The 24,005-nt window shown below is 67.7% G+C and carries 27 protein-coding genes; 23 read left to right on the top strand and 4 right to left on the bottom strand.

Annotated features, from left to right (window positions below; all coding sequences use genetic code 11):
- The first annotated feature begins 18 nt into the window (after positions 1–18).
- On the top strand, positions 19–882 hold the full coding sequence (locus tag C8K36_RS21065; RefSeq protein WP_258195527.1) for an aldolase/citrate lyase family protein: 864 nt from the start codon (positions 19–21) through the stop codon (positions 880–882).
- 96 nt (positions 883–978) lie between these two features.
- Positions 979–1,734, top strand: coding sequence for a histidine utilization repressor (hutC, locus tag C8K36_RS21060; protein ID WP_107986580.1), 756 nt, complete (start codon positions 979–981; stop codon positions 1,732–1,734).
- Here hutC and C8K36_RS21055 read toward each other — a convergent pair.
- Positions 1,724–2,524 (bottom strand): alpha/beta fold hydrolase, encoded by an 801-nt coding sequence (locus tag C8K36_RS21055; RefSeq protein ID WP_181319671.1) that lies wholly within the window; start codon positions 2,522–2,524, stop codon positions 1,724–1,726. The genes hutC and C8K36_RS21055 overlap by 11 nt on opposite strands.
- 54 nt (positions 2,525–2,578) lie before the next feature.
- Here C8K36_RS21055 and C8K36_RS21050 point away from each other — a divergent pair, with 54 nt between their 5' ends.
- Positions 2,579–2,932, top strand: coding sequence for an ArsR/SmtB family transcription factor (locus tag C8K36_RS21050; protein ID WP_107986576.1), 354 nt, complete (start codon positions 2,579–2,581; stop codon positions 2,930–2,932).
- Positions 2,933–2,962: 30 nt separating this feature from the next.
- Here C8K36_RS21050 and C8K36_RS21045 read toward each other — a convergent pair whose 3' ends face one another.
- Both C8K36_RS21045 and C8K36_RS21040 read right to left on the bottom strand, forming a co-directional pair.
- Positions 2,963–4,561: an ABC transporter substrate-binding protein gene (locus C8K36_RS21045; RefSeq protein ID WP_107986574.1), complete on the bottom strand. Its 1,599-nt coding sequence runs from the start codon at positions 4,559–4,561 to the stop codon at positions 2,963–2,965.
- Between the two features lie 18 nt (positions 4,562–4,579).
- Positions 4,580–5,467, bottom strand: coding sequence for a TauD/TfdA dioxygenase family protein (locus C8K36_RS21040; RefSeq protein WP_107986572.1), 888 nt, complete (start codon positions 5,465–5,467; stop codon positions 4,580–4,582).
- 124 nt (positions 5,468–5,591) lie between these two features.
- Between C8K36_RS21040 and C8K36_RS21035 the strand changes: the two genes are divergently transcribed.
- The 19 genes from C8K36_RS21035 (at position 5,592) to C8K36_RS20950 (ending at position 22,288) form a co-directional block, all read left to right on the top strand.
- On the top strand, positions 5,592–6,248 hold the full coding sequence (locus C8K36_RS21035) for a TetR/AcrR family transcriptional regulator (protein ID WP_107986570.1): 657 nt from the start codon (positions 5,592–5,594) through the stop codon (positions 6,246–6,248).
- A gap of 80 nt (positions 6,249–6,328) precedes the next feature.
- Positions 6,329–6,658 carry a hydrogenase maturation nickel metallochaperone HypA gene (locus tag C8K36_RS21030; RefSeq protein ID WP_107986568.1) on the top strand — a complete coding sequence of 110 codons (330 nt, stop codon included), beginning with the start codon at positions 6,329–6,331 and terminating at the stop codon, positions 6,656–6,658.
- Positions 6,659–6,661: 3 nt separating this feature from the next.
- On the top strand, positions 6,662–7,513 hold the full coding sequence (gene hypB, locus C8K36_RS21025; RefSeq protein WP_107986566.1) for a hydrogenase nickel incorporation protein HypB: 852 nt from the start codon (positions 6,662–6,664) through the stop codon (positions 7,511–7,513).
- Between the two features lie 117 nt (positions 7,514–7,630).
- A complete protein-coding gene (locus C8K36_RS21020) occupies positions 7,631–8,716 on the top strand; it encodes a hydrogenase expression protein HypE (protein WP_107986663.1) in 1,086 nt (361 codons plus the stop codon).
- A 40-nt stretch (positions 8,717–8,756) separates the two neighbouring features.
- The gene (locus C8K36_RS21015) at positions 8,757–10,550 is read left to right on the top strand and encodes a nickel-dependent hydrogenase large subunit (RefSeq protein WP_107986564.1); all 1,794 of its coding nucleotides are present in this window, start codon (positions 8,757–8,759) and stop codon (positions 10,548–10,550) included.
- An 8-nt stretch (positions 10,551–10,558) separates the two neighbouring features.
- The gene (locus tag C8K36_RS21010) at positions 10,559–11,491 is read left to right on the top strand and encodes a NifU family protein (protein WP_107986562.1); all 933 of its coding nucleotides are present in this window, start codon (positions 10,559–10,561) and stop codon (positions 11,489–11,491) included.
- On the top strand, positions 11,488–12,159 hold the full coding sequence (locus C8K36_RS21005) for a DUF5947 family protein (RefSeq protein ID WP_107986560.1): 672 nt from the start codon (positions 11,488–11,490) through the stop codon (positions 12,157–12,159). Before C8K36_RS21010 ends, C8K36_RS21005 begins: the two co-directional genes overlap by 4 nt.
- A complete protein-coding gene (locus tag C8K36_RS21000) occupies positions 12,156–12,797 on the top strand; it encodes a DUF6084 family protein (protein ID WP_107986558.1) in 642 nt (213 codons plus the stop codon). The genes C8K36_RS21005 and C8K36_RS21000 overlap by 4 nt, the downstream gene beginning before the upstream one ends.
- The gene (locus C8K36_RS20995; protein ID WP_107986556.1) at positions 12,794–14,242 is read left to right on the top strand and encodes a hypothetical protein; all 1,449 of its coding nucleotides are present in this window, start codon (positions 12,794–12,796) and stop codon (positions 14,240–14,242) included. The genes C8K36_RS21000 and C8K36_RS20995 overlap by 4 nt, the downstream gene beginning before the upstream one ends.
- Positions 14,239–14,358, top strand: coding sequence for a DUF6893 family small protein (locus tag C8K36_RS25495; RefSeq protein ID WP_420910917.1), 120 nt, complete (start codon positions 14,239–14,241; stop codon positions 14,356–14,358). Before C8K36_RS20995 ends, C8K36_RS25495 begins: the two co-directional genes overlap by 4 nt.
- Positions 14,359–14,362: 4 nt before the next feature.
- Positions 14,363–14,857 (top strand): hydrogenase maturation protease, encoded by a 495-nt coding sequence (locus C8K36_RS20990; RefSeq protein ID WP_107986554.1) that lies wholly within the window; start codon positions 14,363–14,365, stop codon positions 14,855–14,857.
- 3 nt (positions 14,858–14,860) lie between these two features.
- A complete protein-coding gene (locus C8K36_RS20985; RefSeq protein ID WP_107986553.1) occupies positions 14,861–15,127 on the top strand; it encodes a HypC/HybG/HupF family hydrogenase formation chaperone in 267 nt (88 codons plus the stop codon).
- A gap of 35 nt (positions 15,128–15,162) precedes the next feature.
- Positions 15,163–17,502 (top strand): carbamoyltransferase HypF, encoded by a 2,340-nt coding sequence (gene hypF / locus C8K36_RS20980; protein WP_107986661.1) that lies wholly within the window; start codon positions 15,163–15,165, stop codon positions 17,500–17,502.
- Positions 17,499–18,242, top strand: coding sequence for a hydrogenase assembly protein HupF (locus C8K36_RS20975; protein ID WP_107986551.1), 744 nt, complete (start codon positions 17,499–17,501; stop codon positions 18,240–18,242). The genes hypF and C8K36_RS20975 overlap by 4 nt, the downstream gene beginning before the upstream one ends.
- Positions 18,239–18,940, top strand: coding sequence for a D-sedoheptulose-7-phosphate isomerase (locus C8K36_RS20970; RefSeq protein ID WP_107986659.1), 702 nt, complete (start codon positions 18,239–18,241; stop codon positions 18,938–18,940). The genes C8K36_RS20975 and C8K36_RS20970 overlap by 4 nt, the downstream gene beginning before the upstream one ends.
- A gap of 3 nt (positions 18,941–18,943) precedes the next feature.
- Positions 18,944–20,041, top strand: a complete 1,098-nt coding sequence (gene hypE, locus C8K36_RS20965; RefSeq protein WP_107986549.1) for a hydrogenase expression/formation protein HypE — start codon at positions 18,944–18,946, stop codon at positions 20,039–20,041.
- Between the two features lie 18 nt (positions 20,042–20,059).
- Positions 20,060–20,332, top strand: coding sequence for a HypC/HybG/HupF family hydrogenase formation chaperone (locus C8K36_RS20960; RefSeq protein ID WP_107986547.1), 273 nt, complete (start codon positions 20,060–20,062; stop codon positions 20,330–20,332).
- A 28-nt stretch (positions 20,333–20,360) separates the two neighbouring features.
- Positions 20,361–21,491, top strand: coding sequence for a hydrogenase formation protein HypD (gene hypD / locus C8K36_RS20955; RefSeq protein WP_107986545.1), 1,131 nt, complete (start codon positions 20,361–20,363; stop codon positions 21,489–21,491).
- Positions 21,488–22,288 carry a DUF6390 family protein gene (locus C8K36_RS20950; protein ID WP_107986543.1) on the top strand — a complete coding sequence of 267 codons (801 nt, stop codon included), beginning with the start codon at positions 21,488–21,490 and terminating at the stop codon, positions 22,286–22,288. The genes hypD and C8K36_RS20950 overlap by 4 nt, the downstream gene beginning before the upstream one ends.
- A 19-nt stretch (positions 22,289–22,307) precedes the next feature.
- On the opposite strand, the gene C8K36_RS20945 is transcribed toward C8K36_RS20950, so the two are convergent.
- Complete coding sequence (locus C8K36_RS20945) at positions 22,308–23,216, bottom strand: helix-turn-helix domain-containing protein (RefSeq protein ID WP_107986541.1); 909 nt, start codon at positions 23,214–23,216, stop codon at positions 22,308–22,310.
- Positions 23,217–23,318: 102 nt separating this feature from the next.
- Between C8K36_RS20945 and C8K36_RS20940 the strand changes: the two genes are divergently transcribed.
- Positions 23,319–23,999, top strand: coding sequence for an SDR family NAD(P)-dependent oxidoreductase (locus C8K36_RS20940; RefSeq protein WP_107986657.1), 681 nt, complete (start codon positions 23,319–23,321; stop codon positions 23,997–23,999).
- The last annotated feature ends 6 nt before the right edge of the window (positions 24,000–24,005 follow it).

Genomic DNA, 24,005 nt, shown 5'->3' with positions numbered 1-24,005 from the left:
GGAAAGGTCATCACCACCTTGAATTCCCGCAACACCAGTGAGTCGGTCTCCCCGCGAGACGCACGTTCGTGGCTGCTCGTGCCCGGAACACGCACGCACGACCTCGACGACACGATCGGCCGGTGTGGTCCCGACGCCGTCATCCTCGACCTCGAGGACGGTGTCCTGCCCGAGGACCGGCCCCGCGCACGCGACGAGGTCCACGACTGGGCAAGCCGGGGCGGGAAGGCGTGGATCCGCGTGAACGCGGCCACCACTGCGGACTGGAGCATCGACCTCGACTTCGCCGCCCGGTGCCCCGGAATCCTCGGGGTCGTGCTGGCGAAGGCCGAGTCCGCGGCGCAGATCGAGGCGACCGCAGCCGCGCTGGGCGACTTCGACGGAGGTCTCGTCGCCCTGGTCGAATCGGCGACCGGGATTCTGGAGGCGGTGTCGATCGCGCGGTCGAACTCTGTGACCCGCTTGGCATTCGGTAGCGGCGACTTCCGGCACGACACCGCCGCGACGGACGATTCGGCAACCGTCATGGGGGCTCGGGCGCACCTCGTCCTGGCCAGCCGATCGGCCGGTCTCCCCGCGCCGATCGACGGACCCTCCCTCGCGCCCCACGCGGGCGGGGTTCGCGACTACTGCCGTCGATCCATCGCGACCGGGCTCGGCGGCATGCTGTGTGTGAAGCCGGACCACGTCCGCACGATCAACACCGAGTTCGCGCCCAGCCCGGAAGAGGTGCGCAGCGCCAGGGACCTGCTCGCTCACCGCACCGACAGCATCGACGGCAGCTACCTTCCGCGTCTGCGCGCGGCCGAGGCAATCCTCGACCGGGCCCGCAAGTACCGGATCGACGCCGCCGACGAGGCTCTGATGTCGATGAGTCGATGACCAGGCATACCGTTTCGGCAGCGCACCGGTCGGTAGACTCCGTGGGCCGAGTCGAAGACCGTATCGGCGGGACTTCTCTAGATACAGGGGCAGCGGATGGCAGTGGTTGACGTCGACGCGGAACTCGCCGCGCTGTTCGGCGAGGCCGGTGGCGAGTCCGTGCCTGCCTACGAGCGGGTCAAGAAGCTGGTAGCGGAGCAGATCCGTTCGGGCCGTTGGTCGGAGGGCGACCAGTTGCCGTCCGAGAATCAGTTCGTGGGCGCGCTCGGACTGTCCCGGATGACGATCAACCGTGCGCTGCGTGAGTTGACGGGCGAAGGCCTCATCGTCCGGATGATGGGCATCGGCACGTTCGTCGCCAGCACCAAGACCCCGTCACCGCTGTTCGAGGTGAAGAACATCGCGGACGAGATCCAGGAGCGCGGCCACCGGCACCGCACCGAGGTGATCTTCGTCCGCGAGGAGGAGACCGACCACTCGCAGGCGTTCCTGCGAGATGCTGTCGGGGCCAAGGTATTCCACTCGGTGCTGGTGCACTACGAGGACGACAAGCCGATCCAGGTCGAGGATCGCCTGGTGAACCCGGCTGAGGCACCCGCCTACCTCGATCAGGACTTCACCGCCATCACCCCCAACGACTACCTCACCCGCGTCGCCCCGCTGGTGCGCGGCGAGCACGTCGTCGAGGCGGTCCTCGCCAGTCCCGAGGAATGCCGCCTGCTGCAGATCGACCGCGGCGAACCGTGCCTGCTGATCCGCCGGCGGACCTGGTCCGACCACGGACTGGTGAGCGCGGCGCGGTTGATCCACCCGGGTTCGCGGAACCGACTCGAGGGTGCATTCAGCCGCTGAGACTGTGATCGTCGAGAAACGGCGTCACCACCGTCAGGACCTCGGGGGAGGCCGCGACGGTGGTGGCGTGGTCGAAGCCGTCGATCACGGCGAGCCGAGACCCGGGGATCAGTGCCGCCAATTTCTGCGTGTCCGACAAACGTGGCCGGTCCTCCGACCCGACGAACAGCAGTGTCGGGACGTCCAGCGCGGCGAGTGCCGCGTCGGGCACGCCGGGCTCCTCCTCCGAGCGGCGCAGATACGCGACCAGGGCGCGAGTATCGTTCGCGTCGAACGCGGCCCGCGTCGCCGGATCCAGCGGCCACGGGCGGTGCTCGTTCCACCGGTCGAGGAAGGCCGTCATGCCCTCGTGATCGAGGACGTCGATGCAGCCCGGGAAGAACAGTTTGTCGAACGAACCGGCCTGCGGACGGCTGCTTCCGCCGCCGACGGTGAGCGTGCACAGGCGCTCCGGGGCCGCGACGGCGAGCGAGAGGCCGACGCGTCCGCCGAACGAGTAACCCAGATAGTGCGCGCGCTCGTGGCCCAGGTCGTCGAGCACCGCGAGCATGTCGCCGACGACGAGGTCCATCGCGTACGACGCCGGCTCGTGCGGTTTGTCGCTGCGGCCGTGACCGCGCATGTCGGGCAGGATCAGCTGGAACTCGTCGCGCAGCGCCTTGACGTATCCGAAGGCCCGCCAGATCGCGCTCGACAGCGCGGTGCCGTGCGCAAGGACCAACGGTGGGCCGTCTCCGATCACTCGGTACGCGATGCCGACGCCGTCGACGGGATTGACTGCCTGCTGCATGACCACGCCTCTACGTTAGGTCCCGTTTCGGTTACACAGACCTACACTGAGGCCGTGCCCGAGACTCCCGCCATCGACCCGGATCACGTCCGCCGCGCCGCACAGGCACTGGTGGCCCCGGACATCGCGGGCTGGGCGGGCCGCTTCGAGCTGCTGTCGGATCCGAATCGGCTGCGGCTGCTGCTGTGCCTGCACCACGCGCCCGACATCTGCGTCACCGATCTCGCCGCCGCACTCGGCATGACGGGCACCGCGGTGTCGCATGCGCTGCGCCTGCTGCGACAGCAGGGCTGGGTGGAGGCGCAGCGATCGGGACGCACGGTCCGGTACCGCCTCGTCGACGACACCGTCCACGAACTGCTCCACACGATCGGTGCGACGCACTTCCACGAGCACGACGCCGGCTGATCACGCTCGACCGGCGCCGCACTCTGGCCGTCACGGGGCGATCCACACCTTGTCGAGCAGCATGATGCTGTCGAGGCTCGGTTTCACTCCGAAAACGTTGTCCTGCCAGGGGACGTAGTTGGCGCCGGCGCCCCACACCAGGATCGGGACCTCGTCGTTGAAGACCTGCTGGACGTTCGCCAGCGCTGCACGCTTGGCGTCGTCCGAGTCCGCGGTCATGACAGCATCCAGCGCCGCATCGATCACGGGGCTCTGCACGCCCGCCGAATTGTTGGTCGAGGTGCTGTACAGCGTCGAATAGAGGCGAAGGAAGGGCGCGGCGTCGAGCAGTCCGGTCCCGCCGAACGCTAGGTCGTAGTCGTGGTCGACGTAGAGTCGCTTCACCATGTCGGTCGGGCTGTGCACGAAGTCCAGTTGGACGTCGAAGCCCACGGCCTGCAGCATGGATTGCACCGCGAGACCGGCAGCTTCACCGTTCGGGTCCTGGACTCCCACGTAGCGGACGACGCCGTCGTAGCCGTCCTTCTTGGCCGCGTTCAGAAGTTCCCGGGCCTTGGCCTGATCCGGGGGAAGCGGCGCCACGTCGTTGTTCCAGTTCGACCAGGATTGAAAGAGTTCGGCACCCGGCATGCCCTGTCCGGCGCGTGCTCGTTGGTCGATCGTCGCGGGATCGATGGCGGACGCCATCGCCTGGCGGACGCGGACGTCGGCACCCGGATGTCCCGGTCGGTGGTTGATCTGCCCGATCATCGCCATGCTGATGAAGTCGGCGTACCCGGGGAACCGGTCCTTGGCGGTGAGTACCGTCTCGGCATTGCGCAGGTACGCCATCTGGATTCCGCCGGACGCCAGTGTGTCGAGCTTGGGCTGTTCGCCCTGGACGCTGACGAACTTCAGTTTGCCGAGATGGGGTGCGCCGCCCCAGTAGTCGGAACGTGGCGTGAGGACGAGTTCTTCTTGAGGCGCAAACCGTTCCACTTCGAACGGGCCGGCTCCGGTCGGAACGAACTGGCCACCGCGGTCGGCGGTCGGCGCCACGATCATGCCGTGTCCGAACGCCAGGAGCGCCGGAAACTCGGACCAGGACTGGGTGAGGGTGAAGATCACGGTCGACGGATCCGGAGAAGTCACGGCCGCCACGTTGCGAGACCAGATCTCGTTGTTGGCACCGCGCTTCGCGTTGTAGCGGTTGATGCTGCCGATCACCGCGGACGCGTCCAGGGGCGTGTCGTCGCTGAAGGTGAGACCGTCCCGCAGCGTCAGGGCCCAGGTCTTGCCGCCGTCACTCGGCTCCAGTGATCGGGCCAGTTGCGGTTCGTACCGGCCCGTCTCCGCGTCGTAGCGGACGAGAAGGTCGTAGATCGCCGCCATCTCGGTGCCACCCGTCGAGCCGGAAGGCTGGGTCCGGACCGGGTCGAGACTGGACACAGGCGCGTAGCTCGCAAACGACAGGGTTCCGCCGTCGGCAGGGTCACCGCCATCGCCCTGGTCGCCGCGAATCCCTGGCATGAAGGTGTCCGCTGCGGCCGTTGTCTCGCCGCTCGCGCTTGCATTGGATGCGCAGCCGGCCAGCAGTGCTGCGCTGACGACCAGGGTCAATACGGCCCAGGGCCGCTTCGATCGAATCATCGTTCTTCTCCCCATCGGTCAGGACGCTCTCGAGATTTCTCGGTCACATCGACTCCGGTGATCGAAATACGGTCGATCGCCGTCGATCTCGATCCGTCGGACCGTGCGGTATTCGGGAAAGTGGTCGGCGGCGGCTCGGTGCATGGTCGAACGCTCGTCCCAGATCGCAAGATCGCCCGCACTCCAACGCCACCGGCACTGAAAGCGCTCGTCGGTCACGTAGTTCTTCAGGAAGCCGAGGAGGGCGTCGCTCTCGTCGCGTCGCATGCCCTTGATGCGGTGCATCGACGGCCCGCCGATGAACAGGATCCGACGCCCGTTGTCGGGATGTGTGCGTACCAGCGGATGCACCACGACCCGTGGGTATGCCTCCTGCAGGCGACCCGCCAGGGCCTGTGCCTGTGGACTGTGGTGTCCGCGCTCGAGGACCGACTCGACGAAACTGTCGGTGGTGTGCTCCACTTCGAGACCCGCGAGCATGTTCTGCATCGTCGGGGAGAGAGCGTCGTGAGCGGCGGTCATCGAGGCCCACAACGTATCGCCGCCGGCGTCGGGAATCACCTCGCCGCACAGGAGTGCGTATCGTGGCGGCGTCGCAATCCAGGTGACGTCCGTGTGCCACATCTCGGCGGTCGGCGGACTGTCCGGTCCATCCGAAATCACCTGCAGGCTCGGTTCCGTGGCGCCCTGCAATCGTGCGATCGGGAAAATGCTCGGCACGCCGAAACGTCGGGCCACCGCGAGATGATCGTCGGTGTCCAGGTGGGCGCCTCGGACGAAGAGCACCTGGTATTCGTGCAATGCGTCCCGGACTTCCGCAAAGGTCGCCTCGTCACACGTCCGTAGGTCCACCCCTCGAATCTCCGCACCTATCGCAGTTGTCAGCGCCGATACCTCGATTGCCATCCAACCCTCCTCGCTCGTCTCAACTAATCCGATGGGATTAATTTGCGGGGAGGGGCGCGGATTGTCAAGACCTGGAACCGGAGACTCCGTTCCGGCGGCGAGGAGCCGAACATAGGATGCGCTCATGGGACGCGACGGCAGTGCAACTCGGGAACGGCTGGTGGATGCTGCTGAGCGAGTGTTCGCTTCTCTCGGCATCGAGGATGCGAATCTTCGCGAGATCAATCGTGCAGCAGGGCAATCGAACAATTCGGCATTGCACTATCACTTCGGCTCTCGTGAGGCCCTGCTGCAGGCCGTCGTGCGTCGGCATCGCGACGCGATCGACTCTCGACGCCGAGTGCTGGTCGAGGAACTCGGCGGGAAGGAGCCTTCGATCGAGGAGCTCCTCGTCGTCGCGGTGTGGCCGCTCGGGTTCCAGTTGGACACCGAAAGCGGCCGCAACTATCTGCGAATCCTGGTGCACATGCGGCGCCGCAGCGAGATGCGCTCACATCATTCGCTCAATCCGGACAGCACCGACGATCTTCAGTGGGCCTACTCGCAGCTTCAGGCGCGCCTGGTTCACCTCCCCGAGGCGCTGCGCGACGAACGCCTGGGCGTCTGGATCGACATGGCTGTGGGTGCGATGGCCAGCAGGGCCGAGGACATCCAGGACGGGGCCGACCACTCGCTGGACAACAGCGAGTTCATGAACAACCTGATCGACATGGGCGTCGCGGCGCTGACCGCACCCAGTCGCTTGGCGGCGGCGTCGGGTCAGGCGGAGGGCGTGCGCTAGCTCCTTCCCGAAACTGCTGACGTCGGCACTCTGGAGTCCTATCGTGTGATCCGAAGCCTTCGTCCAGGGACGGACCTGCGATGCACGAAATGGCGATCACTCAGAGCGTCGTCGACGCGGTGTGCGAGCGTGCCGGCGATCGCAGCGTGCGCAGCATCCGTCTGCAAGTGGGTCGACTGTGTGCGGTGGTGCCGGACGCGATGCAGTTCTGCTTCGAACTGGTCACCGAGGGGACGGTCGCGGAGGGGGCTCGCCTCGACATCGAGGAACCGCCCGGACTCGCGCACTGCCGGGGCTGCGATACGGACTTTCCCGTGCAGGACTTGATCTTGTTGTGTCCGTGCGGAAGTGCCGACGTCGAGGTCCTCTCGGGTCGTGAACTGCGAATCATGTCGATGGAAGTGGGTTGAACCATGTGTGCGACGTGCGGCTGCGGCAAACTCGACGAACCGGCCGGGGCGCGGATCAGCGTGCCGGCGGAAACGGTTCCCCACGAACACGGCCATCCGCACGAGCACGAGCACGAGCACGAGCACGGTCATGGGCACGGCCACGGCCACTCGCACGGTCACACGCATGATCACGATCACGACCATGATCACGAAGCGGTCGCGACCGAGACCGTGACGCTGGAGCAGAAGATCCTGGCCAAGAACGACGGGCTGGCCGCGGACAACCGGGCGTGGCTGCAGGCACGCGGGATCCTGGCGTTCAACCTCATGAGTTCGCCGGGGTCGGGCAAGACGACCCTCCTCGAGCGCACCGTGAAGGACCTGCAGTCGTCGACCCCGGTCTCGGTGATCGAGGGGGATCAGGAGACCCTGCTCGACGCCGATCGCATCAAGGCGACGGGATGCGCTGTGGTGCAGGTCAATACCGGATCGGGATGCCACCTCGACGCCGAGATGACGAGAGGGGCACTCGACACGCTGAGCCCGCCGAACGAGTCGCTGGTGTTCGTCGAGAACGTGGGAAATCTCGTGTGCCCCGCGCTGTTCGACCTCGGCGAGCAAGGCAAGGTTGTCCTTATCTCTGTGACGGAGGGTGACGACAAGCCACTCAAGTACTCGCACATCTTCGCGGTGGCGGACCTGGTGATCGTCAACAAGGTCGATCTTCTTCCGTATGTCGATTTCGATCCGGAGGCGTGCGAACGGAATGCGCGATCGGTGAATCCCGATGTGCGCGTGATCAATCTGTCCGCGACCAGCGGGGAGGGTCTCGAACGATGGTACGAGTGGATCTCGGAGCGCCGGCGCGAATGATCATCCGGCGTTGACAGACCTACCGCTGTCGCGCCTTAATTGTGGTGGGCGTCACGCAAGTGGGCCGAGGGTCGACTCCGGTGACGCAGGGGCGGGATGCCCCGGGGAGTGGCCGTTATGTCGACACCCACGAAAGCATCGAAGAAGGCCGGCAAGTCGCAGCCCGAGGAGACGGACGAGGGCGTCATTCACGTCCTGTGGATCAATGCGGGGCTCAGTTGCGACGGAGACTCGGTGGCCCTCACCGCAGCCAGCCAGCCGAGCGTCGAGGAAATCGTCTTCGGTGCACTGCCCGGACTGCCCAAGATCGCCGTTCACTGGCCGTTGATCGACTTCGAGTGCGGACCTGCCGGTGGCGCCGACGACTTTCTCGAGTGGTTCTGGAAGGCGGACCGCGGCGAACTCGAACCGTTCGTTCTGGTTGTCGAGGGCTCGATTCCGAACGAGAAGCTGCATGACGAGGGCTACTGGTGCGGATTCGGCAACAACCCGGAGACCGGGCAGCCGGTCACGACGAGCGAGTGGCTCGACCGTCTGGCGCCGAAGGCCACGGCGATCGTCGCGGCCGGTACGTGTTCCTGTTACGGCGGTATTCACGCGATGGCCGGCAATCCGACGGGCGCGATGGGAGTGCCCGACTATCTGGGCTGGGATTGGAAGTCGAAGGCCGGTCTGCCGATCGTCTGTGTGCCGGGATGCCCGATCCAGCCGGACAATCTGTCGGAGACTTTGACGTACCTGCTGTACCAGGTGACGGAGCAGGCGCCGATGATCCCGCTCGACGAGCAACTCCGCCCGCAGTGGCTGTTCGGGCAGACGGTGCATCAGGGCTGTGATCGTGCCGGCTACTACGAGCAGGGCGATTTCGCGACCGAGTACGGCTCACCCAAGTGCATCGTCAAACTGGGATGCTGGGGTCCTGTCGTGAAATGCAATGTGCCCAAACGTGGTTGGATGGCCGGAATCGGTGGCTGCCCCAACGTCGGCGGCATCTGCATCGGATGCACGATGCCCGGATTCCCGGACAAGTTCATGCCGTTCATGGACGAACCTCCGGGCGGCATCCTCTCCAGCTCGGTGTCCGAGGTGTACGGATCGGTGATCCGGACATTGCGGAGCGTCACCGGACGCACGCTCGAGAAGGAACCTCATTGGCGCGCACCAGGGCGCCTCCTGAGGACGGGGGCCGTCCGTACCTGGTAGTGCGAACTCGCGTGATCGCCGAGGGAAAGAAGGCTTCTCGATGACTTCCACAGTGCCCGAGCCGAAACAGGGGGCGACCGACGACAAGGGTCTCGTCGAGATGGCCTGGGATCCGATCACCCGGATCGTCGGCAGCCTCGGGATCTACACGAAGGTCGACTTCAAGAACAAGACCGTGGCCGAATGCCACAGCACGTCGTCGATCTTTCGGGGCTACTCGCTGTTCATGAAGGGTAAGGATCCGCGCGACGCGCACTTCATCACCAGCCGCATCTGCGGAATCTGCGGTGACAACCACGCGACGTGCTCGTGTTACGCCCAGAACATGGCGTACGGCGTCCAGCCGCCGCACCTCGGCGAGTGGATCGCGAATCTCGGCGAGGCTGCCGAGTACATGTTCGACCACAACATCTTCCAGGAGAATCTGGTCGCGGTCGACTACTGCGAGAAGATGGTGGCCGAGACGAACCCCGGTGTGCTCGCGCAGGCCGAGAACACGCCGGCCCGGCACTCGGACGAGCACGGCTACAAGAGCATCGCCGACATCATGCGGGCCCTCAACCCGTTCACCGGCGAGTTCTACCGGGAGGCGCTGCTGATCAGCCGCCTCACGCGAGAGATGTTCTGCCTCATGGAAGGCAGGCACGTCCATCCGTCGACGCTGTACCCGGGAGGTGTGGGCACGGTCGCGACCGTGCAGTTGATCACCGACTACACGACGCGGCTGATGCGCTACATCGAGTTCATGAAGAAGGTCGTCCCGATGCACGACGACCTGTTCGACTTCTTCTACGAGGCGCTGCCGGGTTACGAGCACGTAGGCGAGCGGCGCACCCTCCTCGGCTGCTGGGGCGCCTTCCAGGACCCCGAGGTGTGCAACTTCGCGTACAAGGACATGACCGACTGGGGCCGCAAGATGTTCGTCACCCCGGGCGTCGTCGTCGACGGGAAGTTGCTGACCACCGACCTCGTCGACATCAACCTGGGCATCCGGATCATGCTCGGCTCGTCGTACTACGACGACTGGTCCGATCAGGAGATGTTCGTGACCACCGACCCACTGGGCAATCCGGTGGACCGGCGGCACCCGTGGAACCAGCACACCAATCCCAAGCCGCAGAAGCGGGATCTCGAGGACAAGTACAGCTGGGTGATGTCGCCGCGGTGGTTCGACGGCAAGAACAATCTGGCCCTCGACACAGGCGGCGGCGCCCTGGCCCGCATGTGGTCGACCGCGCTCGCCGGAATGGTCGAGACCGACGAGGTGATGTCGACCGGGCACAGCGTCAAGATCGAATTCCCGAAGACGGCGCTCAAGGGTCCGGCGAGCTTCGAATGGCGGATTCCGCAGTGGAGCAACACCATCGAGCGCAACCGGGCGAGGACGTACTTCCAGGCGTACGCGGCGGCGATGGCGCTGCACTTCGCACGGAAGGCGCTCGTCGAGATCAATGCCGGACGCACCAAGACGTGGGAACCGTTCGAGGTGCCCGACGAGGGCATCGGTTGCGGATTCACCGAGGCGGTGCGCGGCGTGCTGTCGCACCACATGGTGATCCGGGACGGCAAGATCGCGAACTACCACCCGTACCCGCCGACTCCGTGGAATGCGAGTCCCCGCGATGCCGAGGGTATTCCGGGCCCGTACGAGGACGCTGTCACGGACCTGAACATCTTCGAGGAGAACGATCGCGACAACTTCAAGGGCATCGACATCATGCGGACCGTGCGCAGCTTCGATCCCTGCCTGCCGTGCGGCGTGCACATGTACCTCGGTGACGGGAAGACCCTCGAGAAGTTGCATTCGCCCACACAGTCGATGACCGGCGAGTGAGGTGACGGATGGGGAGAACACAGGACGAGACGCGAGAACGAACGCACGAATCCGATCGCTGGCGGGAGGCCGGCGATCGGATCGAGGCGCTGTTGGACGCCGCCTCCGCCGGCGGACCCGTAGCCAGAGAGCGGGCCGAGCAACTGGTCCGTGAGGTCGTGGACCTGTACGGCGAGGCGCTCGGACGCGTCCTGGCGCTCACCGCCCGCACCCCCGGCCTGGTCGACGAACTTGCGGCCGACGAACTGGTGTCGAGCGTGCTGCTGGTCAGTGGACTGCACCCGCACGACGTCGAGACCCGCGTCCGGACGGCGCTCGACAGCGTTCGCCCGTACCTCGGATCGCACGGCGGAGACGTCGAACTGGTGGACGTCACCGACGGCGTCGTCCGGCTGCGGCTGCTGGGCAGCTGCCACGGGTGTCCGTCGTCGGCGGTGACCTTGCAGCTCGCGGTCGAGGGTGCCGTGCAGGCCGCGGCCCCCGAGACGAGTGCGATCGAGGTGGAGACCGAGGACAGCGAGACCGCACCCACACCCGGTGTGTTCACGGTGGATTCGCTGATGTCGCACGTGCGTGAGGACGCGCAGCAGAGCGGAACGTGGCTGTCGGCGGAGGAATTCGCGGACCTCGCACCGGGTGAGGTGGGCGGGTTCACGGTGGGAGGCCTGCCGATGCTGGTGTGCCGGCTCGGGGACGAGGTGTTCGCGTACCGGGACCGGTGCCCCGCCTGCGGGAACTCGATGGCAGGAACCTCGATGCAGCGCCGGGCCGGGGGCGGCGTGAACGACGCGGTACTGCGCTGTCCGAGTTGCCGCGCCCACTACGACGTTCGCCGTGCGGGCATCGGCGTAGAGGAGCCCGACGGCCACCTCGATCCGCTGCCGGTGCTCACCCGCGACGGCATCCTGTCCGTCGCGGTACCCACGGCGGTGACGGGATGACGGCCGCGCCCGGCCCTCGTACCCCCAGCGGATCGGCGTTGGGGGTGCTTCGTCGAATCGCCGCCGAACGTCCCGCACGGGCAGCGGGGGAGCGGTGCGAGATGTGCGCCGTACCCATCGCCGACGAGCACTCGCACGTAGTGAACATGGCGGGACGGCAACTGATGTGCGTGTGCCGCCCCTGCTATCTGTTGTTCGCCGAACCGGGCGCGGAACTGAGGTATCGGGCGGTGCCCGATCGGTACCTGTCGTTCCCGGACTTCCGGCTCGGACCCGGTCGGTGGGACGGACTCGAGATACCGGTGGGGCTGGCCTTCTTCTTCCGGAACTCCGACCAGGATCGCACCGTCGCCTTCTATCCGGGGCCGGCGGGCGCCACCGAATCGGAGTTGCCGATCGACGCGTGGGCCGCGGTGATCGACGAGAACCCGGCGCTGTCGACGGTGGCGCCGGACGTCGAGGCGTTGCTCATCCGGGTGCCGAACACCGGGCCGGCGGGTGCCGAGTGCCACCTGTTGCCGATCGATGCGTGCTACGAACTGGTGGGCCGGCTCCGCCGGTGCTGGCGGGGGTTCGACGGCGGCCAGGACGCGCGAGCGCAACTCGACGACTTCTTCGCCCGCGTCGAGCGTCGCAGCGTCGCGAGGCCCGACGGAGGTGCATCGTGACCGCTCTCGACTTCTCGGTGCTGTCGGTCGGTCCGGAACCGTTCGCGGTGACGCCCAACCTGATTGCACGACTGCGGATCGCGGAGACCACGGGCGCCGTCGTCCACGCGATGGCGCTGCGGTGCCAAATCCGGATCGAGCCGAGACGGCGTCGGTACACGGAGCGGGAGGAAGCCGGACTGCTCGATCTGTTCGGCCCGCGTGAACGCTGGGGCACGACGCTGTCGACGTTCCCGTGGCTGCACACGTCGGCGGTGGTGCCCGGCTTCACCGGTGAGTGCATCACCGAACTGGTGCTGCCGTGCACGTACGACTTCGAGGTGACGGCGTCGAAATACCTGCACGCACTCGACGACGGAACCGTCCCGCTCGGATTCCTGTTCAGCGGCACGATCTTCACGAAGGGCACCAACGGTTTCGGTGTCGAGCAGATCCCGTGGGATCGGGAGGCGCCGTTCGACCTTCCGGTCGAGACGTGGCGCGACGTCGTGCGGCAGAACTTCCCGTCCAGTGGCTGGGTGCGGCTCGACCACGACACCATCGAGGCGCTGGTCAGGTTCAAGGCGGCTCGGGGCCTGCTCGGGCTCGACCAGGCCGTCACCGAACTGCTCGACGGCGCGGGGGAGGTGGCGACATGACCGAGATCGGTGATCTGACGCGGGTGCGGGCCGTGGCCGACGCGGTGCTGTACGAGGGCTACTTGCTGTATCCGTATCGCTCGACATCGGGAAAGAACCAGTCACGCTGGCAGTTCGGCGTGCTCGGTCCGGTGGGTGCCGCGGACCGCGGCGTGGGCGAGGACGCGACGATGCGCGTCGAGTGTGTGCTCGACCGGGGTGTGGACGATTCGGTCGTCGAACCGGTGCTGCGGTTCCTGCAACTTCAGGTGCGGACTGCCGAGACGGACGGGCTGACAGGCTACGAACCGGTCCCGGAACTCACCGTCGACGGCCGGCGTTGGGTCACCTGGGACGAGGCCGTCGAGGTCGAGATCCCGCTCGGCGCCTTCACGATCGCGGAACTGTTGGCGGGTACCACCGTCGACGTCTCCGCGCCGGGCGGGGCGGACGTCGAACAGCTGGGAGCGACGGCTCGACTGGTGCGGGAGCGCTTTCCGGTCCGCGGTGTCGTGGACCTGAGCGTCACGACGACGCAGGGCGCGCCTCGTGTGCGCCTGGAGGTGCGGAACACCGCGTCCCTCGATGTCCTGGATCGCCCGGATGTCGCAGTGAAGGACACCGCGATCCGGCACTCGCTCATCGGCGCCCATCTGATCGTGGAGGCGTCGGGAGCCCGCTTCGTGTCGCTCGTCGACCCGCCCGCCGAGTTCACTGCCGCAGTCGACGGCTGCCGCCAGTATCGGTGCCATCCGGTGCTCGCAGGCGAGCAGAATCCGTCTCTCCCCGGCACCAGCGATGTGATCCTCGCGTCCCCGATCATCCTGTACGACCACCCCGAGGTGGCGGAGGAGAGCGGCGGAGACCTGTTCGACGCCACCGAGATCGACGAGATCCTCACCCTGCGGATCATGACGTTGACCGACGAGGAGAAGGCGCAGGCACGGGCCACCGACCCGCGGGCCGCGGCGATCATCGATCGCTGCGACAACATGTCGCCGGACGAGATGCAGCGACTGCACGGAGCGCTGCGCGATCCACGCGCGTTCGATCCGCCGGCCTCGGGTCTCGGCGAACCACCGACGTTCGTCACGCCCGGCGGACTGGTGCCCGAGGTGCCTGACGACGTCCCGTGGTGGGATCCGGCTGCGGACACCAGTGTTCGGCCCGCAACCGACGGCGTGCTGGTCGGCGGTGTCCGGGTCGCGAAGGGCAGCATGGTCCGGTTGAAGCCGTCGCGGCGCGCGGATGCGCAGGACCTGTTCTTCGCCGGTCAGGTCGCTCGGGTCGCGACCGTGCATGCCGACGTGGACGGTGGGACGCACGTCGGCGTGGTGCTGGTCGACGACCCGGCGGCCGAACTGCACGAGTGGTACGGCCGCTACCTGTACTTCGCCCCCGACGAGGTGGAACCGCTCGACCCGGTCGGCGGCGAGGCGGACGACCGAGAGGAGAGTCAGTCATGAGAGCAGTGGGAATGGTCTCGACCGTGTTGTTCGCCGCGGTGGCCGCGGCGGGCGTGTGGATCACGGTCCGTTCGATACCGGACATGAAGCGGTACCTGCGGATGCGGCGGATGTGACGGCATGACGTCCGCGTCACCCCGCGTGCTGATTGCGGGGATCGGCAACATCTTCCTCGGCGACGACGGCTTCGGGCCGGAGACGCTGCGGGCGGTGGCGGCCGGTCCACTGCCGGACGGGGTGCGCGCGGTCGACTACGGAATCCGCGGCATGCACCTCGCGTACGACCTGCTGGACGGGTGGGACGGACTCGTGCTGGTGGATGCGCTTCCCGATCGGGGCGCCCCCGGTGCGGTGCGGGCATTCGAGGTGGATCGCGAGAACCCCGACACCGCACCGCAACTGGACGCGCACGCGATGGATCCGGCCTCGGTGTTCGCGAGCCTTGCGGCCCTGGGCGGCACCCTGCCGCGCACCGTCGTCGTCGGCTGTCAGGTTCGTGACGTCGACGAGCGGATCGGCCTGTCGGAACCGGTCGCGCGGGCGGTCCCCGACGCCGCGGCCGCGGTCCGGGCGGTGCTCACCGAGTTCGGTGCCGGCGTCGGCGTGGAGGGCTGAGCGATGTGTCTGGGAATACCGGGACGGGTGGTCCGGATGCTCGAGGGTTACGGCGGCCAGTTGGCGCTGGTCGATGTGGAAGGCATGGAACGCAAGGTCAACGTCGGGATGCTCGAGGACACCGTTCTCGACCCGGGCGACTGGGTGGTGATCCACATGGGTTTCGCGGTGGAACGCGTCGACGCGGACGGTGCAGCGCAGGCGATGGCAGGCCTGGAGATGATGGGCCGGCCCCGTGAACCGCGGATCGACGGGGGCGCGTCGCCGTGACGGCCGCTCCCGAGACACAGGTCGGCCGGGTCGCGATGGAGCGGCACCGGCTGATCGTGCGTGGAGTGGTGCAGGGGGTGGGGTTCCGCCCGTTCGTCGCACGCCTCGCGGGGGAACTGGGGCTGACGGGGCACTGCGGCAACGACGAGGTGAGCGTCTTCGTCGAGGCGCAGGGGCCGCCGCAGCTCCTCGTGGAGTTCGCGGAGCGGGTGCGTCGCGACGCACCCGCGCTGGCCGTGGTCCTCGACGTGACCGTCGAGGAGGTGAGCGAACCGGTCGAGGAGCCGCCCGGATTCCGGATCGTCCCGAGCATGCACACCCCCGGGGCGCGCACCCTCGTCCCGCCCGACGTCGGGATCTGCGCGGACTGCGCGCGTGAGATGGCCGATCCCGCCGACCGGCGCTACCGGCATCCGTTCGTCAACTGCACCAACTGCGGTCCCCGCTACACGGTCGTGACGGATCTGCCGTACGACCGGCCCGCGACCACCATGGCGTCCTTCCCGATGTGTGCGCGGTGTGCGCGCGAGTACGAGGACCCCGCCGACCGCCGCTACCACGCGCAACCGATCTGCTGCCCCGAGTGCGGCCCCCGCGTGTTCGTCGAGGAGGACGGCGTCCGGACCGACGGGGACGACGCGGTTCTCGCGCTCGTCCAGCGGGTGATCGTGGCGGGCGGCGTCGTGGCGGTCAAGGGCATCGGCGGCTTCCATCTGGTGTGCGACGCCACCGATCCCGTTGCGGTCCGACGGCTTCGCGACCGCAAGCAGCGTCCCGCGAAGCCGTTCGCGGTGATGGCCGCGGACCTGGCGGCGGCACGGGCAGTCTGCGCGATCGACGACGTCGAGGCAGCCGTGCTGGGCAGTCCGGCCCGCCCGATCGTGCTGCTCCACGCGGGGCCCGGAGACGTGATTGCCGCCGAGGTGGCGCCGGGCCTGGACGAACTCGGCATCCTGCTGCCGTACGCGCCGCTGCACCACCTGCTGTTCGCGCCGGTACCCGGCAGTCGCGCCGAGGTGCCGAGGCTGCTGGTGATGACGTCCGGCAACCTGGGCGGTGAACCCCTCTGCTTCACGAACGCGGATGCGCGGCAGCGACTGTCCGGCATCGCGGACGCGCTTCTCCTGCACGACCGCGACATCGCGGTGCCGTGCGAGGACTCGGTGCTCACGGTGGTGGACGGCGAGGTGCAGCCCATCCGGCGCTCGCGCGGATACGCGCCGCTGCCGCTCCTGCTCGACGGGCCGGGGCCGACGGTACTGGCCGTGGGCGCCGAGGTGAAGAACACCTTCTGCCTCACCCGGGGAGACTTCGCCTTCTGCTCCGGGCATCTCGGCGACATGGGCAGCCTCGAGAGCCGGCAGGCATTCGAGCACGCCGTCGCGCAGTTGACCGCGCTGCAGGACGTGTGCCCCGAATTGGTGGTGGCCGACGAGCATCCCGGGTACTCGACGCGGAACTGGGCGGAGGACTACAGCGCCCGCACGGGTGTACCGCTCGCGACCGTGCAACACCACCACGCGCACGTCGCGGCCCTCGCCGCCGAGCACCATGTGATCGGGACTCCGCTGCTGGGCATCGCGTTCGACGGCACCGGCTACGGCTGCGATCGCACGGTGTGGGGCGGCGAGATGCTGCTCGTCGGCACCGATCTCGGCGATGTCGGCCGGGCGGGGCATCTGCAGCCGTTCTCATTGCCGGGCGGCGATGTCGCGGTGCGTAATCCGGCCCGCGTGGCGCTGGCGCTCCTCGACGAGGTGGGTCTGCTCGACTCCGACGACCTGCCCTGTGCCCGCGCTCTCGAGGCGAGCGAACGGGCACTCGTCGTGGCGCAACTGCGTTCAGGCCTCGGGTGCGTGCGGACCACGAGCGTCGGCCGGCTGTTCGACGGAGTCGCATCGATTCTCGGTGTGCGGCACCGCGTCACATACGAGGGCCAGGCCGCCGTGGAACTCGAGGCGCTGGCCCGGACGGCTGAGCGTCCCGCACCGCTCGAGATGTCCGTGTCGGATCGGCAACTGCTGCTCGGCGACTTGCTCGCCGGTCTGGTGGCGGGTGTGCGGGACGGAACATCGCCGTCGGAGTTGGCCCGCGGGTTCCACCGAGCCTTGGCGTCGGCGACGGCGGCGCTCGCGATCGACATCGCTCGGGCGTCGGGGATCGAGACGGTGGGCCTGACGGGTGGGGTGTTCCAGAACCGGGTGCTCACCACCCTCGTCCGGACAGCCCTGGAGACGGAGGGGCTGAGGGTGCTCACGCACCACGTGGTCCCAGCCAACGATGGGGGACTCTCGCTGGGGCAGGCGGCGCTCGGAACGGCGCTGCTCGGCAACCGGCGTCGGGCACGAACAACGATCGATGGGGTGCATTCATGACGACAAGCGATACGACGGTGGAACTGATCGACCGGGAGTTGTCCGCCGACCTGGCCGCGGCGGCACTGGCGCTGGCCCGACGCTTCCAGCACGGCGCGACCCTGTGGGTGGTCTCGCCGCAGTGGGAGCCGCACGCCCATCACGTGGCGGTCGAGTTCGTCCATCCGGTGATCATGGGGAAACGGGCGCTGCCGTCGGTGTCGCTCGTCGAACCCGACCCCGTTGCGCAGTGCCGCGTCGCGACGCGCCCCGGTGACGTGATCCTCGCGGTGGCCTCCGCCGATCAGCGTCAGGTCCGGGACATCATGCGGCGCGCCCCGGCGTGGGGTGCGGACACGATCTGGATCGGCTCGGGGCCCAGGCCGCCGGCGGGCGCGGCTACCCACATCCTGTGGGTCGAGTCCGATGATCCGATGGTGCCGGCGACCGGTCGGTTCGTGCTGATGTACCACCTGCTGTGGGAGCTCACCCACGTCTGCTTCGAGCATCAGGGGCTGCTGGAGGTACCGGAGTCGGAGTGCGCCGACGACGTGTGCGTCACGTGCAGTGACGAGGGACGAATCGCGGAAGTGATTCTGGTGCCGGGGAATCCGTTCGACGGAGTCCTGGTGCGCACGTCGACGGGGGAGGAACGCGTCGACGCCACGCTGATCGCCGACGTCGCGGACCACGATCTGCTGCTGGTGCACGGCGGTGCCGCGATCACCCGCATCGATCCGAACGAGGGGGGATGGACATGACCACACCGGGACCGCGGTCGGAGGAGACGGACTTCCTGTACCCGTTCATCGATGCCCACGAGGAGGGCGCCGAGGCTCTGCTCGACGATCTCGCCTCCTCTGCCCGATCCAAAGCGGCGGAAAGTGCGCGGCTGCAGCGAGAGTCGATCACCGAATGGGACGACGGGATCCGCGAGGCCGGCGCGCGGATGGCGGAGCGCTTCCTGGAGGGTGGTCGTCTCTACACATTCGGCAACGGCGGAAGTTCCACCGATGCAGCCACTCTCGCGTCACTGTTCAGTCGTCCGGCGCGCGGCCGGCCCGTCGCGGCCTGGTCGCTCGCCGCGGACCAGGCGGTGGTGACCGCGCTCGGCAACGACGTCGGCTTCGACCTCATCTTCTCCCGGCAGATCATCGCGCACGCCCACTCGCACGACATGGCGATCGCGCTGTCCACGTCGGGCAACTCCGACGACCTCATGATCGCCCTCGCGGAGGCGCGACGGCGCGGACTGCTCACGATCGGATTCGCGGGGCACGACGGCGGCCGCATGGCGGTCAGCGAGGATCTCGACCACTGCTTCACGATCCGCTCCCAGAGCATCCACCGCATCCAGGAGAGTCACGCGCTGGTCGGCTACCGGCTGTGGGAGGCCGCTCAGGAACACATGTCGCGAGAAACCACGGGACCGAACGCGACCACAGGACAGGAGGGTTAGCCCATGACGACGGATCCGACGACGGCCGCCGACCGCGAGGACCGAGTCCTCGAGCGCATCGCGTCCTTCCGGAAGCGACGGCCACGCCTGCTCGAGGACGTGGTGACCCTCGCCCACGGGGCGGGCGGAAAGTCCTCGGCCGCACTGGTCGACTCGGTGTTCGTGGAGGCGCTGCGCAATCCGCAACTCGAGCAACTCGGTGACGCCGCAGCGCTGTCACTGCCGTCGGGAGAGCGGATCGCGTTCTCCACCGACTCGTTCGTGGTGCAGCCGTTGCAGTTTCCGGGCGGGTCCATCGGCAACCTCGCGGTGCACGGCACCGTCAACGACCTCTCGGTCACGGGGGCGCGGCCCCTGTGGCTGTCGGCCGCGTTCGTCATCGAAGAGGGCTTCGAGATCTCGCTGCTGCGCGAGATCGTCGCCGACATCGCCGATTCCGCGGCGCAGGCCGGCGTCCACGTGGTCACCGGCGACACCAAAGTGGTCGGCAAGGGCGCGGCGGACGGCGTCTACATCTGCACCGCCGGCGTCGGGACGCTGCCGGTCACGACGCGACTGGGGCCCGAGTACGTGCAGGCGGGGGACCAGGTGCTGCTGTCGGGCACGATGGGTGAGCACGGCATGGCGGTGATGCTGGCGCGCGGCGAACTCGCGATCGAGGCTGATATTCGTTCGGACACAGCACCTGTCAACGGTCTGGTGCACGCCCTGCTCGACGCCGCACCCTCCACGCGGTGGATGCGCGACGCCACTCGCGGTGGTGTGGGGACGGTGTGCAATGAACTGGCACAGTCCACGGGGTTCGCGGTGATCCTCGACGAGGCGTCGCTGCCCGTCCTGCCTCAGGTGGCGGGGGCGTGCGATCTGCTCGGCATCGACCCGCTGTACGTCGCGAACGAGGGCAAGTTCGTAGCCGTCGTGCCCGAGCGTGAGGCCGAGGCGGGGCTGGCCGCGCTCCGCGCCTGTGCGGGCGGCGAGAACGCCGCCGTCGTCGGCGAGATTCTCGCCGAACCCGAGGGAATCGTGGCCCTGCGAACCGCGTTCGGCGGCAGCCGGATCGTCGACATGCTCGTCGGTGACCCGCTGCCGCGGATCTGTTGAGCGAGGAAGGAGCCGACCATGTGTCTGGGTATTCCGGGCCAGGTGGTGCAGATGGTGGACACCGAGCAGCACCTGGCGAAGGTCGACGTGAACGGAGTCCAGCGGATCATCAGCGTGCGTCTGCTTGCCGACGACGGACTGGTCGTCGGCGACTGGGTTCTCGTCCACGTGGGCTTCGCGATGGCGAAGATCGACGAGGCCGAGGCGGCGCTGACGCTCGACCAGGTCCAGAAGATGGGCGCCGACTACGTCAACGAGATCGACGCGTTCAACTCGTCGAGCATCAATTGAACAGGCGCGTCACCGAGGAGGTTGCACCATGAAGTTCGTGGACGAATTCCGCGATCCGGCGGCCGCAAGGGCACTGGTCCGGTCCATCACCGAACTCGCCGGCGACGACGAGTTCAAGTTCATGGAGGTGTGCGGCGGCCACACCCACACCATCTACCGGCACGGCATCGAACACCTGCTGCCGCGGTCCGTGGAACTCGTGCACGGACCGGGCTGCCCGGTGTGCGTCATCCCGATGGGGCGCGTCGACGACGCGATGTACCTCGCGGAACAGCCGAATGTCATCTTCACGACGTTCGGCGACATGATGCGCGTGCCAGGTTCCCGCGGAAACCTCATCGAGGCCAAGGCCCGTGGGGCGGACGTGCGATTCGTGTACTCGCCGCTCGACGCGCTCAAGATCGCCGTCGACAACCCCGACAAGCAGGTGGTGTTCTTCGCGGTCGGGTTCGAGACCACGGCGCCGTCGACGGCGGTGACGCTGGTGCGGGCGCGGCAGATGGGGGTCACGAACTTCAGTATCTTCTGTAACCACGTGACGATCGTGCCGCCCATCAAGGCGATCCTCGAGTCGCCCGACCTGCGGCTGTCGGGCTTCCTCGGGCCCGGTCACGTCTCGACCGTCGTCGGGTTGCGGCCGTACCGTTTCGTGTCGGAGGTGTACGGAAAGCCGATGGTGGTCGCCGGTTTCGAGCCACTCGACATCCTCGCCTCGGTGCACATGCTGTTGCAGCAGATCCGGGACGGTCGGTGCGAGGTGGAGAACCAGTACATCCGCGTCGTCCGGCCCGAGGGCAACACGCAGGCGCTGAAGCTGATGAGCGAGACCTTCGCGCTGCGACCGCATTTCGAATGGCGAGGACTGGGATTCATCTCGCAGAGCGCGCTCAAGATCCACCCCGACTACGCCGAGTTCGACGCCGAGGAACGCTTCTCGATGCCGGGCGTGCGGGTCGCCGACCCCAAGGCGTGCCAGTGCGGTGAGGTCCTCAAGGGCGTCATCAAGCCGTGGGAGTGCAAGGTATTCGGCACCGCGTGCACTCCCGAGACGCCGATCGGCACGTGCATGGTGTCGCCGGAGGGGGCGTGCGCGGCGTACTACAACTTCGGACGCCTGCACCGGGAGACTGCGCTGCTGGTGGGACGGAGACAGGAGTGACCACCGGGATCGACGCGGGCCGTCTTCTGTTCGCGCGGTACGCGTATGCGCCCAACGCGCTCGGCTACTGCGGCCCGGCTGGCGCCGCGAGTCTCGAGGCGGTGGCGTGCGGAGGAGACGGTGCCGCATCCGATGTGGACGTCGCCGCGCGGCAGTTCAGCGGAGCATGGCCGTACCAGGAACTGATCGCCGAACTGGCCGGCATCGACGACCCGCTCGACGAGCGGGTGGTCCGCGGCTACTGGACCGGCAACGCGGTGACCGCCGCGGTGGATCGCGAGCGCTTCGGGCGGGAGTTGCTGACCCGCTTGGGTGTTCGCGCCGGTCGCTACTGGAAGTACCTCACCGACGATCTGCTGCCCGAGGCAGCGCCGACGCACGCGTTCCACGTGTTCGGGGTGTATCCGTGGACGCGACTGCTCGGCACCGGGATGCCCCAACCGCTGCACGTCCTCGACTCGTGCCGCATCCGCAACGGCGTCGTCGTGAGCCTGACGCCGCACACCGCCACGGTGCGTTCGCGCGGTCTGCAGTTCGACGGCCGGCGTCTTGCCCTCGGACCGCTCGAGGATCGGCCTGCCCGACGCAGTGTGGGTACGGGATCCTTCGTTCGGGACCTGAGGATCAGCGATCGGGTGGCGGTGCACTGGGATCTGGTGTGCGACCGTCTCGACGCCGACGAAGCCGGGAGTCTCGAGTACTGGACCGATTGGCAACTGCAGCAGACCAATCCGCGTCTGGCGGGGTTGCAGGCGTCGGCGGTCGATGTGGGGCAGTCGGATGTCGAGCGTGCCTGATGAGGCGCCGCAGAGGTGGTTACCGGGCCGCTTCAGGGCGGTTCATCGGGTCGCGCCCGGAACTGGTGTCCGTCGGTACAGGTCGATGACGCATCAGGTCCTGCAGACCGGCTACACGCAGCAGATCGAGCTTCTCTGCATCCGCGGATCCGGGTACGACCGTGTAGACGACGATCCTCAGGTCGCCGCTGCCCGGCGCGCCGAGTACATCGCAGTCCACCGTGATGTCGCCGACAGTTCGGGTGTGCACGGTCTTTCGGCTGGAGCGGTGCAGGGCCACGTGCGCCTGCGCCCAGCGCGCCGCGAACTCGTCGGACTGCGCGAGGAGTTGGTTCACCAGATCCTGCAGCGGGGCATCGTCGGGGTAGCGCCCCATCGCAGATCGCAGGTCTGCGACCAGGTCCGCTCTGAATTCGTCCTCCCCGGCGGCGGTATGCGTGACAACCGGAGCACCGCCCTCGTCGGTGAACACCCGCCAGACGAGATTCCGACGGAAACCGGACAGAGTCGACGGGTCACCGAGCAGTGCCGCCCAGAGCGGATTCCACAGCAGGAGGTCATGTGCGGCGCTGTACACGCTGACCGGCACGTCGCCGAGTCGGTCCACGATCCTCTGGACGCCCGGGCCCACGTGCCGGGGCAACGCGGCAGGTGTGGGAACGGCGACACCGCCGACTCGGTACAGGTGGTCGCGCTCGTCGTCGGTCAGGCGCAATGCCCGCGCGAGCGCACCGAGCAGCTGTGCCGAGGGATTGGTCGACCGGCCCTGTTCCAGCCGCACGATGTAGTCGACACTGACGCCGGCGAGCATCGCGAGTTCCTCGCGCCGCAGCCCGCGCGCGCGTCGACCCGTACCCGGCGGCAGCCCGACGTGCTCGGGCTGCACGCGGTCGCGCCAGGCGCGCAGTACACGCGCGAATTCGTCCATGCCACCATTCTGCTGGGCGCCTGCGCGCGGTGGGTGGTACTGCCGGTCCTACCGTCGAGCGGTGCCTGGTGCGTGCACTGACGCTGAACGAGTGTTGTGGACATGACCACCACACTCATCACAGGAGCCAACCGCAGCCTCGGCCTGGAGACTGCGCGACGGCTCATCGATGCGGGCCACACCGTCTACGCCGGCATGCGTGACCTGGCCTCGGCGGCCGAGGTGCAGAAACTCGGCGCACGCCCCGTGCAGCTCGACGTCACCGACCAGCGCAGCGTCGACGCGGCGCTCGCCCAGCTGCCTGATCTGGACGTCCTCGTCAACAACGCCGGCATCCTGGGCAAGTCCTTCGGCCTCGACGATCTGGACGCCGGCGCCGTGCAGGAGGTGTTCGACACGAATGTCCTTGGGATCGTGCGCGTCACGCAGGCCGCCGTTCCGCTGCTGCGGCGCTCGGCGAATCCGGTGATCGTCAACGTCGCCTCCGGAGTCGGGTTCGCCCGGTCGCTGATCACCCCCGGCAGCGACGAACACTTCGTCAAGGCCGTGCCGTATGCGAGTTCGAAGGCGGCCGTGATCGCCATGACCGTCCAGTACGCGAAGAACCTGCCCGAGTTTCGGGTCAACGCGAGCGATCCGGGATACACGAGCACCGACTTCAACCGGCACAGCGGACATCAGACCGTGACCGAAGGAACCGACGCGACCGTGATGCTGGCCCGACTCGGCCCCGATGGACCTACCGGACAGTTCTTCGACCGCGCCGGCCACATCGAGTATTGAGAATGC

It is taken from the genome of Rhodococcus sp. OK519 (assembly GCF_003051005.1).
Classification (GTDB): Bacteria; Actinomycetota; Actinomycetes; order Mycobacteriales; family Mycobacteriaceae; genus Prescottella.
Note: the sequence above shows the minus strand (reverse complement) of the source record. Positions and strands in the feature narration are given on the sequence as shown.

Bases quoted from the DNA above. Each gene is read 5' to 3' on its own strand.
- hutC (WP_107986580.1), top strand. From the start codon at position 979: ATGGCAGTGGTTGACGTCGACGCGGAACTCGCCGCGCTGTTCGGCGAG.
- C8K36_RS21055 (WP_181319671.1), bottom strand. From the start codon at position 2,524: ATGCAGCAGGCAGTCAATCCCGTCGACGGCGTCGGCATCGCGTACCGA.
- C8K36_RS21045 (WP_107986574.1), bottom strand. From the start codon at position 4,561: ATGATTCGATCGAAGCGGCCCTGGGCCGTATTGACCCTGGTCGTCAGC.
- C8K36_RS21040 (WP_107986572.1), bottom strand. From the start codon at position 5,467: ATGGCAATCGAGGTATCGGCGCTGACAACTGCGATAGGTGCGGAGATT.
- C8K36_RS21035 (WP_107986570.1), top strand. From the start codon at position 5,592: ATGGGACGCGACGGCAGTGCAACTCGGGAACGGCTGGTGGATGCTGCT.
- C8K36_RS21030 (WP_107986568.1), top strand. From the start codon at position 6,329: ATGCACGAAATGGCGATCACTCAGAGCGTCGTCGACGCGGTGTGCGAG.
- hypB (WP_107986566.1), top strand. From the start codon at position 6,662: ATGTGTGCGACGTGCGGCTGCGGCAAACTCGACGAACCGGCCGGGGCG.
- C8K36_RS21020 (WP_107986663.1), top strand. From the start codon at position 7,631: ATGTCGACACCCACGAAAGCATCGAAGAAGGCCGGCAAGTCGCAGCCC.
- C8K36_RS21015 (WP_107986564.1), top strand. From the start codon at position 8,757: ATGACTTCCACAGTGCCCGAGCCGAAACAGGGGGCGACCGACGACAAG.
- C8K36_RS21010 (WP_107986562.1), top strand. From the start codon at position 10,559: ATGGGGAGAACACAGGACGAGACGCGAGAACGAACGCACGAATCCGAT.
- C8K36_RS21005 (WP_107986560.1), top strand. From the start codon at position 11,488: ATGACGGCCGCGCCCGGCCCTCGTACCCCCAGCGGATCGGCGTTGGGG.
- C8K36_RS20995 (WP_107986556.1), top strand. From the start codon at position 12,794: ATGACCGAGATCGGTGATCTGACGCGGGTGCGGGCCGTGGCCGACGCG.
- C8K36_RS25495 (WP_420910917.1), top strand. From the start codon at position 14,239: ATGAGAGCAGTGGGAATGGTCTCGACCGTGTTGTTCGCCGCGGTGGCC.
- C8K36_RS20990 (WP_107986554.1), top strand. From the start codon at position 14,363: ATGACGTCCGCGTCACCCCGCGTGCTGATTGCGGGGATCGGCAACATC.
- C8K36_RS20985 (WP_107986553.1), top strand. From the start codon at position 14,861: ATGTGTCTGGGAATACCGGGACGGGTGGTCCGGATGCTCGAGGGTTAC.
- hypF (WP_107986661.1), top strand. From the start codon at position 15,163: ATGGAGCGGCACCGGCTGATCGTGCGTGGAGTGGTGCAGGGGGTGGGG.
- C8K36_RS20975 (WP_107986551.1), top strand. From the start codon at position 17,499: ATGACGACAAGCGATACGACGGTGGAACTGATCGACCGGGAGTTGTCC.
- C8K36_RS20970 (WP_107986659.1), top strand. From the start codon at position 18,239: ATGACCACACCGGGACCGCGGTCGGAGGAGACGGACTTCCTGTACCCG.
- hypE (WP_107986549.1), top strand. From the start codon at position 18,944: ATGACGACGGATCCGACGACGGCCGCCGACCGCGAGGACCGAGTCCTC.
- C8K36_RS20960 (WP_107986547.1), top strand. From the start codon at position 20,060: ATGTGTCTGGGTATTCCGGGCCAGGTGGTGCAGATGGTGGACACCGAG.
- hypD (WP_107986545.1), top strand. From the start codon at position 20,361: ATGAAGTTCGTGGACGAATTCCGCGATCCGGCGGCCGCAAGGGCACTG.
- C8K36_RS20945 (WP_107986541.1), bottom strand. From the start codon at position 23,216: ATGGACGAATTCGCGCGTGTACTGCGCGCCTGGCGCGACCGCGTGCAG.
- C8K36_RS20940 (WP_107986657.1), top strand. From the start codon at position 23,319: ATGACCACCACACTCATCACAGGAGCCAACCGCAGCCTCGGCCTGGAG.